This window comes from Paenibacillus glufosinatiresistens, from assembly GCF_031470375.1.
Taxonomy (GTDB): Bacteria; Bacillota; Bacilli; order Paenibacillales; family Paenibacillaceae; genus Paenibacillus_AQ; species Paenibacillus_AQ glufosinatiresistens.
Genome location: NZ_JAVFHT010000036.1, coordinates 1 through 6,321, shown reverse-complemented (window position 1 = coordinate 6,321; position 6,321 = coordinate 1). Strand labels below are relative to the sequence as shown.

Annotated in this window: 5 protein-coding genes and 1 pseudogene; 2 read left to right on the top strand and 4 right to left on the bottom strand. The window is 62.5% G+C overall.

All coding sequences use genetic code 11. The annotated features are described in order from the left end of the window. The 4 genes and pseudogenes from RBI05_RS19140 to RBI05_RS19125 all read right to left on the bottom strand — a co-directional run. Positions 1-1,170, bottom strand: a pseudogene (locus RBI05_RS19140) (hypothetical protein); the annotation flags it as partial. A 157-nt stretch (positions 1,171-1,327) separates the two neighbouring features. Beyond that, positions 1,328-2,554 carry a class I SAM-dependent methyltransferase gene (locus tag RBI05_RS19135; protein WP_408638350.1) on the bottom strand — a complete coding sequence of 409 codons (1,227 nt, stop codon included), beginning with the start codon at positions 2,552-2,554 and terminating at the stop codon, positions 1,328-1,330. Then, complete coding sequence (locus tag RBI05_RS19130) at positions 2,551-3,420, bottom strand: PhzF family phenazine biosynthesis protein (RefSeq protein WP_310552204.1); 870 nt, start codon at positions 3,418-3,420, stop codon at positions 2,551-2,553. Before RBI05_RS19130 ends, RBI05_RS19135 begins: the two co-directional genes overlap by 4 nt. Continuing rightward, a complete protein-coding gene (locus RBI05_RS19125) occupies positions 3,417-4,118 on the bottom strand; it encodes a DUF6483 family protein (RefSeq protein WP_310552203.1) in 702 nt (233 codons plus the stop codon). The genes RBI05_RS19130 and RBI05_RS19125 overlap by 4 nt, the downstream gene beginning before the upstream one ends. A 240-nt stretch (positions 4,119-4,358) precedes the next feature. On the opposite strand from RBI05_RS19125, the gene RBI05_RS19120 reads away from it, so the two are divergent. Further along, the gene (locus RBI05_RS19120; protein WP_150458825.1) at positions 4,359-4,859 is read left to right on the top strand and encodes an ArsR/SmtB family transcription factor; all 501 of its coding nucleotides are present in this window, start codon (positions 4,359-4,361) and stop codon (positions 4,857-4,859) included. Then, positions 4,859-6,208: an MFS transporter gene (locus RBI05_RS19115; protein ID WP_310552206.1), complete on the top strand. Its 1,350-nt coding sequence runs from the start codon at positions 4,859-4,861 to the stop codon at positions 6,206-6,208. The genes RBI05_RS19120 and RBI05_RS19115 overlap by 1 nt, the downstream gene beginning before the upstream one ends. Positions 6,209-6,321 lie beyond the last annotated feature (113 nt).

Sequence of the window (6,321 nt, the reverse complement as noted above, 5' to 3'; positions counted from 1 at the left end):
CCAGAGCAGCGCTGCGGCAAGCGCCGCCGGCGCGCCGGCGGCCAGCACCGGGGCCGCCAGGCGGGGCCGCACGCAGAGCGCGGCGGCCAGTCCGGCCGCGCCGGCGGCCCAGGCGCCGCGCGACTCGCTCAGCAGCAGCGCGGCGGCATACGGGAAGAGCGTCAGCAAGGCCGCGGCGGCAGCGGCGAAGCCGCTGTCCTGCCGCCGTCCCGGCTTCTTCCCGCCGCTCTGCGGCTGGCCGGTCGGGCCGGCTGCGGCGAGAGGAAGCAGGGCTTCGGCGGCAGCCAGCAGCCGCTCGAGGGCAAAGGCGGCCATCAGCGCGCCGTAAGTATTGGGATACTGGAGGAGCCCGCCGAGCCGGGCTCCGGCGGTGCTGATCTCCGGCGAGGAGGAGCGAAGCACCGCTCCCGGCAGCGGCAGACCGGCGCAGACGGCCAGCAGGCCGCTCAAGGCCAGCAGCAGGCCGGTGCCGTGCCAGGCCAGAAGAAGCAACCGCCGGCCCTCCCGGCTCCGCGAAGCAGCCAGCACCGCTGCGGCGAAGGCGGCGCAAAGGCTCCAGCGCAGCAGTTCATTCATCGTTCCTTGGGCTGACACGGGTCCCCGGAGCCAAGCCAGCGCATAGCATCCGGCCAAGCTCAGCGGGCAGGCGAGCAGCATGCCGCGGCAGAGGGCCGCCCGGCGAACTGCCGGCGGTTGTGGTTGTGCAGCCTGCGGGCCGGCTGCGGGAACGTCTGCTGCCGGAACGTCTGCTCGCAGAGTCCTGTTCTCCGGGAGCCTTTTTACCGAATCACCGTTCTCCGGATCGCTGTCCTCCCACCAAACTTTGTTCTCCGTATCTCTGTTTTCCCCATCGTCGTTCTCCGGATCTCTCTTCGCCCAATCACCGTTCTTCGGATACTTGTTTCTCGGCACTCCATTCTCCGAACCCCCGTTCTTCCGCACCCTTCCGGCGGCGCTTCCCTGCCGGGCTCTCCGCTTCGCCGTTCTTCGCTCAGCCTGTACCCGCCACACGGCAAAGAACGCGCAGGCCGGCCAGCAAGCGGCCCAGGGATAGAGATCGGACGGGAAGTAGAATCCGGCATTCACCGTTGCTCCAAGCAGCAGCGCTCCGGCCAGAGCTCCGCAGAGCCGCGCAGCGTCCAAGGCTATAGCTCTCTGCTTCAATCTCATGCTTCCTCCCTCCTTCCCTGTTCTTGTAGACGTTCTACCAGTCTTGCCCGAAGCAGCGTCTTTCAACAGGCGGCGAGGAGCCGCCTTGATAAGCACAGCAAAAAAGGCCGCTTCAGCAGCGGCCTTCATGTTCGTTCCGAGCGGGTGCCTGTTCTCCTTACTCTCCGGTCGAAGGCAGCAGGTCGGCGCAGGCCCGTTCCAGATATGGACGGACTCCGAGAAAATCGCGGAAAGCCCGGTATTCCTGCCAGGCAGCAAGTCTCCCCGGTCCGGTTCCCGCTTCCGGCTCGCTTCCTGCTGGACCGCGGACGGCGCGGATCAGGATGTTTTTGGGCGTGTGCTCCATATCAATAAACTCCAGAAGCTGAGTCCGGTAGCCCATAACATCAAGCAGCTTGGCGCGGATAGCATCGGTGGCGAGCGCCGAGAAGCGCTCCTTGAGGATGCCGTGCGACAGCAGCGGCTCCAGCACTTCGCTCTCTACCTGGCCGAACAGCTCGTGCTGGCAGCAGGGAACCGAGAGAATCACGGAGGCGCCCCAGCGCACAGCCTTGTCGAGCGCGGCGTCGGTGGCGGTATCGCAGGCATGGAGCGTCACGACCATATCCACCCGCTCCAGCTCGTTGTATTCGGCGATATCGCCGACCAGGAATTTCAGCCGGCCATAATTTAGCCGGCCGGCAAGCTCGCTGCAGTGGCGGATGACCTCGGCTTTCAGGTCAAGGCCGACGATATTCAGCTCGCGTCCTTCTCGGACGGCAAGATAATGATACAGGGCAAAGGTCAGGTAGGACTTGCCGCAGCCGAAATCGACAATGGTGAGCGGGCGGTTCTGCGGCAAATGCGGCAGCACATCCTCGACCATCTCCAGGAAGCGGTTGATCTGCCGGAACTTGTCGTACTTCTTGGCCAGCACCCGGCCTTCGGCATTCATAATGCCCAGTTCCACCAGAAAAGGAACCGGCTCGCCTTCTTCCAGCACATACTGCTTGCGCCGGTTATGGGCCAGATCCGGCGCCGCCTGCTTCGTCGCCGGCTTCTTCAGAATCGCCGCCTTGTTCTTCTTGCTGATGAGCACCTGGTAATCGGAATCAGCCGCACAGAACAGCGCCTGCCGGTATGTCCCGGCAAGCAGCGCACTCAGCTCGTCCGCCGCTTCTTGGGGCGTAAGATTCCGGTGCTGCACCTGGGTATCCGTATAGCCCGCGAACTGATAGCGCAGGCCATCCTTCAGTTCAACCGGTTTCACGGCTACCTTGGTATACAGAGCGCCTTCCTTGCGGCGAAGCTGGCTGAGCGTTGCCGCAATTAGAGCCCGCCCGCCGATCAAGCGGTTAATTAATTCCGTTAAAGATTCCACATGCATACACTCGCTTTCATTCAATTCCGAATCGTGGCGCCGCTTCCGTCGGGAGAAGCAAGCGGAACGTCTGTCAGCAGTTCGCCCCTTACGACGGTAACCGCCTGGCCGGTGAGATGTACACGTCCTTCCTCCAGCCGCACTCCGACCGTCCCTCCCCGGCGGGACGCCTGATAGCCGGTCATGCAGTCAAGATTCAGCCGCGATGACCAGTAGGGAGCCAGCGCGGCATGGGCAGAGCCGGTTACCGGATCCTCCTCCACGCCGATGGCCGGAGCGAAGAACCGGGAGACAAAATGATAGGCTCCGGCCTCTCCGCCCCGTTCCGCGTCCGGGCCTTTGGCCGTTACGGCCACTGCGTGGACCGGAAGGCTCCGCAGGGCCGCGAAATCGGGCGACAGCTCCCGGACTGCCCGCTCGCTGGACAGAACGGCCAGCGCGTTGGAGCCGTAAGTCCGCACTTCCTCCAATTCGGAATCCTCCACGCCGAGCGCGGAGGCCATCCCCGGATACGACGCCGGCAGCAGTTCATACGCAGGGAAGTTCAGAATAATTCCGCCTTCGGGGGAGCGGATGGCCGTCAGCAGCCCGCTCCGGGTATGAAAGAGCGCCGGGTCGTCGTGGCTCAATCTTCCCGATGCCCAGAGCGCATGTGCGGTTGCCAGAGTGGCATGCCCGCACAGCTCCACCTCTGTCTCGGGCGTGAACCAGCGCAGCCGGTATCCCTCTTCTTCAGGCCATGCAAAGGCGGTCTCCGACAGGTTCATCTCCGCAGCGGTCAGGGCCATGAACCGCTCGTCCGGAGCCCTGTCCAGCAGACATACGGCCGCAGGGTTGCCCGTGTAAGGCCCTGCGGCAAAAGCGTCAACAATATATAGAGGGATGCTCATGGTTCCTTCTCCTCTCCTTGTCCGTTCTCTTCTTCTCCGGTATTCCCTTGTCCGTACAACCGCTCCCACTCTTTGCTTCCCTGAACCACTTCTTCCAGCGGAAGTCCGCCTTGTTCCAGCTTGTCCGGGTCCTCAGCCGCCAGTCTGCCATAGAAGCTGCGGCCCATAGCCGCGGCGTCCTCCCCCTGCTCCGCCAGCCGGAAGAGCGCGTCCTCCGCCTTGGCGTAGCGCCCCCGCTCTTCCAGATAAGGGACGAGCAGCCTCTCGGTCTTGGCCGGCAACAGCAGACCGTTCACCCGGGCAAGCACCCGGTCAATCTCGTCATCCAGCCCGATGAGTCCGGTATCGGCCCCGTTCTCCCGGGCGGCCAAATAGAAATGGAGGGTCTTCATCCAGCGGGGAAGGGACTCGTCCTCACGCCCTCTGTCATCATAGATCAGCGCTTCCTCCTGAAGCATCCGGGCAGCGCCCTGAAGGCGGTCCGCCTCCAGCGTTCCGCCAAGCCGGAACATGGCGATCACATCTTCGACCGAAAGGGAATTGAGCAATCGGGAATTGAGGCGAAAATGCCGGTTCAGAAGCTCGTCGATCTCCCAGAGCGCTTCCGTTGTCTTGCGCTCCTGCTTCAGGCTGAATACCTTGGCTACCATAGCCGTCATATCTTCGATCATGCGGACAATGTAATCCCGCCGGAACATGGACAACTCCCCCTTTGTACACGCAGCATTCGGACGCATTACCCTTCTAATCTTATATGATCCGTCCGCTGATTGCCATGTTCCCGGAAGGGGAGCCCTCCCTTGTCTTGACAGGAGGCGTTTCGCTCCGTTAAGCTGGAACCGACAACGATCTGTATTACAGATCGAACTATTTTACAGATCGATATGCCTGAAGCGTCAAGGCTTCATAGGCGTCGTTCCCGGAGAGGAAGAGGATTCATGAATAAGCTCCCTGAGGATAGCTCTGTGCTCCAGATTACGGAAGAGCAGGCCCGGCTGCTGGAGAACGTGCTGCGCGTCAAGATTATGCACGCCCTTGCGGGCGAGCCGCTTACCTCGAAACAGGTGGCGGACCGGCTCGGCAAAACGCCCGGCAACATTCACTACCATCTGCAGAAACTGTATGAAGGCGGTCTCGTGGAACTGGTGCGGACGGAAGTCTCCGGCGGCGTTGTCCAGAAATTCTACCGTTCTCCAGGCACCTGGTTCAACTGGCCGGGCTCCGGCGCAAGCCGTCTTCCGGTTGCCCAGGAGCAGGTCGCGGAGCGCCTGACCAGCCGGCTCAGCTTGTCGGACGCGGATTTCCGCAGGTTCCGGCAGGAGATGATGGAACTGATTGCCCGCTGGGAGGCCGCCGCCACCGACGGCGAAGAGTACGGACTTGAGGTCACTGCCTGGCGGTTGGAAGCTTCTTCGGATAAGGAAGGTGAACGCCCGTGATTCCCGCCGAAACGACAGAGCCTCTCCGGGAAAAGCGCTGGCGGCGTTTTGCCGCTCCTTTCACCCGTTCCCCCGCCTTTCGTTACCTCTGGCTCGGCCACCTGATCTCCTTCTTCGGCAGCTCGATTACGCTGGTCATTCTGCCTGTGCTCGTCTACTCGCTGACCGGCTCGTCGACCCGCATGGGCATTGTGATGGCTGTCTACATGCTGCCGAATGTACTGATTCTGCCGGTTGCCGGGCATCTCGTTGACCGCTATGACCGTATCCGGATTATGATGCTGGCGGATATTCTTCGCTGCGCGGTTATGGGAGCCACTTCCGTGCTGGCATTGACCAGTGTGCTCGGCATTCCGCTGCTGCTGGTGCTGGTAGGGCTGTACGGCCTCATGGACGGGCTGTTTCAGCCCGCCTATTCGGCGGTCCGAGCCTCTGTGTTCACGCCGGAGATCCGCGTTGCCGCCAATTCCGTCTCGCAGATCAGCATGCAGGGCATCCGGCTGATCGGGCCGTCGGCGGGCGGATTGCTCATCTCCCACTGGTCCGCCGGGTTCGGATTCGGGCTGGATGCCCTGACTTATCTGGCCTCCCTGCTCTTCCTCTTCTACCTCCGCTCGGCTCTCGTCCGGCAGCTTCCCGCCCTCGCCGCTCATTCGTCGGCTGCGGCAGAGACTGCTCTGGCGGTTCCGGCTGACCGTGAGACCGCGAACGGGACCGCCGCCGGAACCGAGACGGCCGGGACAGCTGACTGGAAGGCCGATTTTCGCGAAGGAATCGCCGTTCTCCGCTCTCATCCTTGGCTCTGGGTAACGATTATCGTCTTTGCCTTCGTCAATATCTGCTTCACGGGCATTACGACAGTGCTTCTGCCGTGGCTGTTCAAGGTTCATCATGGCTGGCAGCCTTATATTTACGGTTTTGCCGTAACGGGCGCGGGCTGCGGGGCGATTGCCGGAGGGCTTCTGGTCGGCAGCGGCGCAGGACGCCGCCACCGGGGCGTTATGGCCTACGGAGGCGCGATCCTCAGCGGGCTGGCGCTACTTGCACTGCCGCTTGCTCCCGGACCCGAAGCGGCGATTGCGCTCTTTGCCGCCGAGGGCTTCGGAATGATGATCTTCGGACTGATCTGGGAGATCAGCCTTCAGGAACTGGTGCCGCAGGAGGTGTTCGGCCGGGTCGCCAGTCTCGATATGATGGGCTCGTTCGCTCTTTTGCCTTTTGGTCTCGTCGCCATCGGCTGGCTGGCAGACGGAATCGGCGGCGTTGTCGCCATCGCCATCTTCGCCGCGCTTGGCATCGCCGCCCTTGCATCCGCCCTCGCTCTGCCTGCGATACGCCGTTTCCGTTAAACGGACGGCCTCATGCGCCGGATGTGTTGTCAGAAAGAGGCTGTCCCAAAAGTAGATATTTCTAAGCTGAGAGGGACCACCTCCACTAAAAAGTAAACAAAGCGGCCGTTCAA

What these genes read in the sequence shown, in the direction of transcription:
- RBI05_RS19130 (WP_310552204.1), bottom strand. Translation starts at nt 3,420, where the DNA reads ATGAGCATCCCTCTATATATTGTTGACGCTTTTGCCGCAGGGCCTTAC.
- RBI05_RS19125 (WP_310552203.1), bottom strand. Translation starts at nt 4,118, where the DNA reads ATGTTCCGGCGGGATTACATTGTCCGCATGATCGAAGATATGACGGCT.
- RBI05_RS19120 (WP_150458825.1), top strand. Translation starts at nt 4,359, where the DNA reads ATGAATAAGCTCCCTGAGGATAGCTCTGTGCTCCAGATTACGGAAGAG.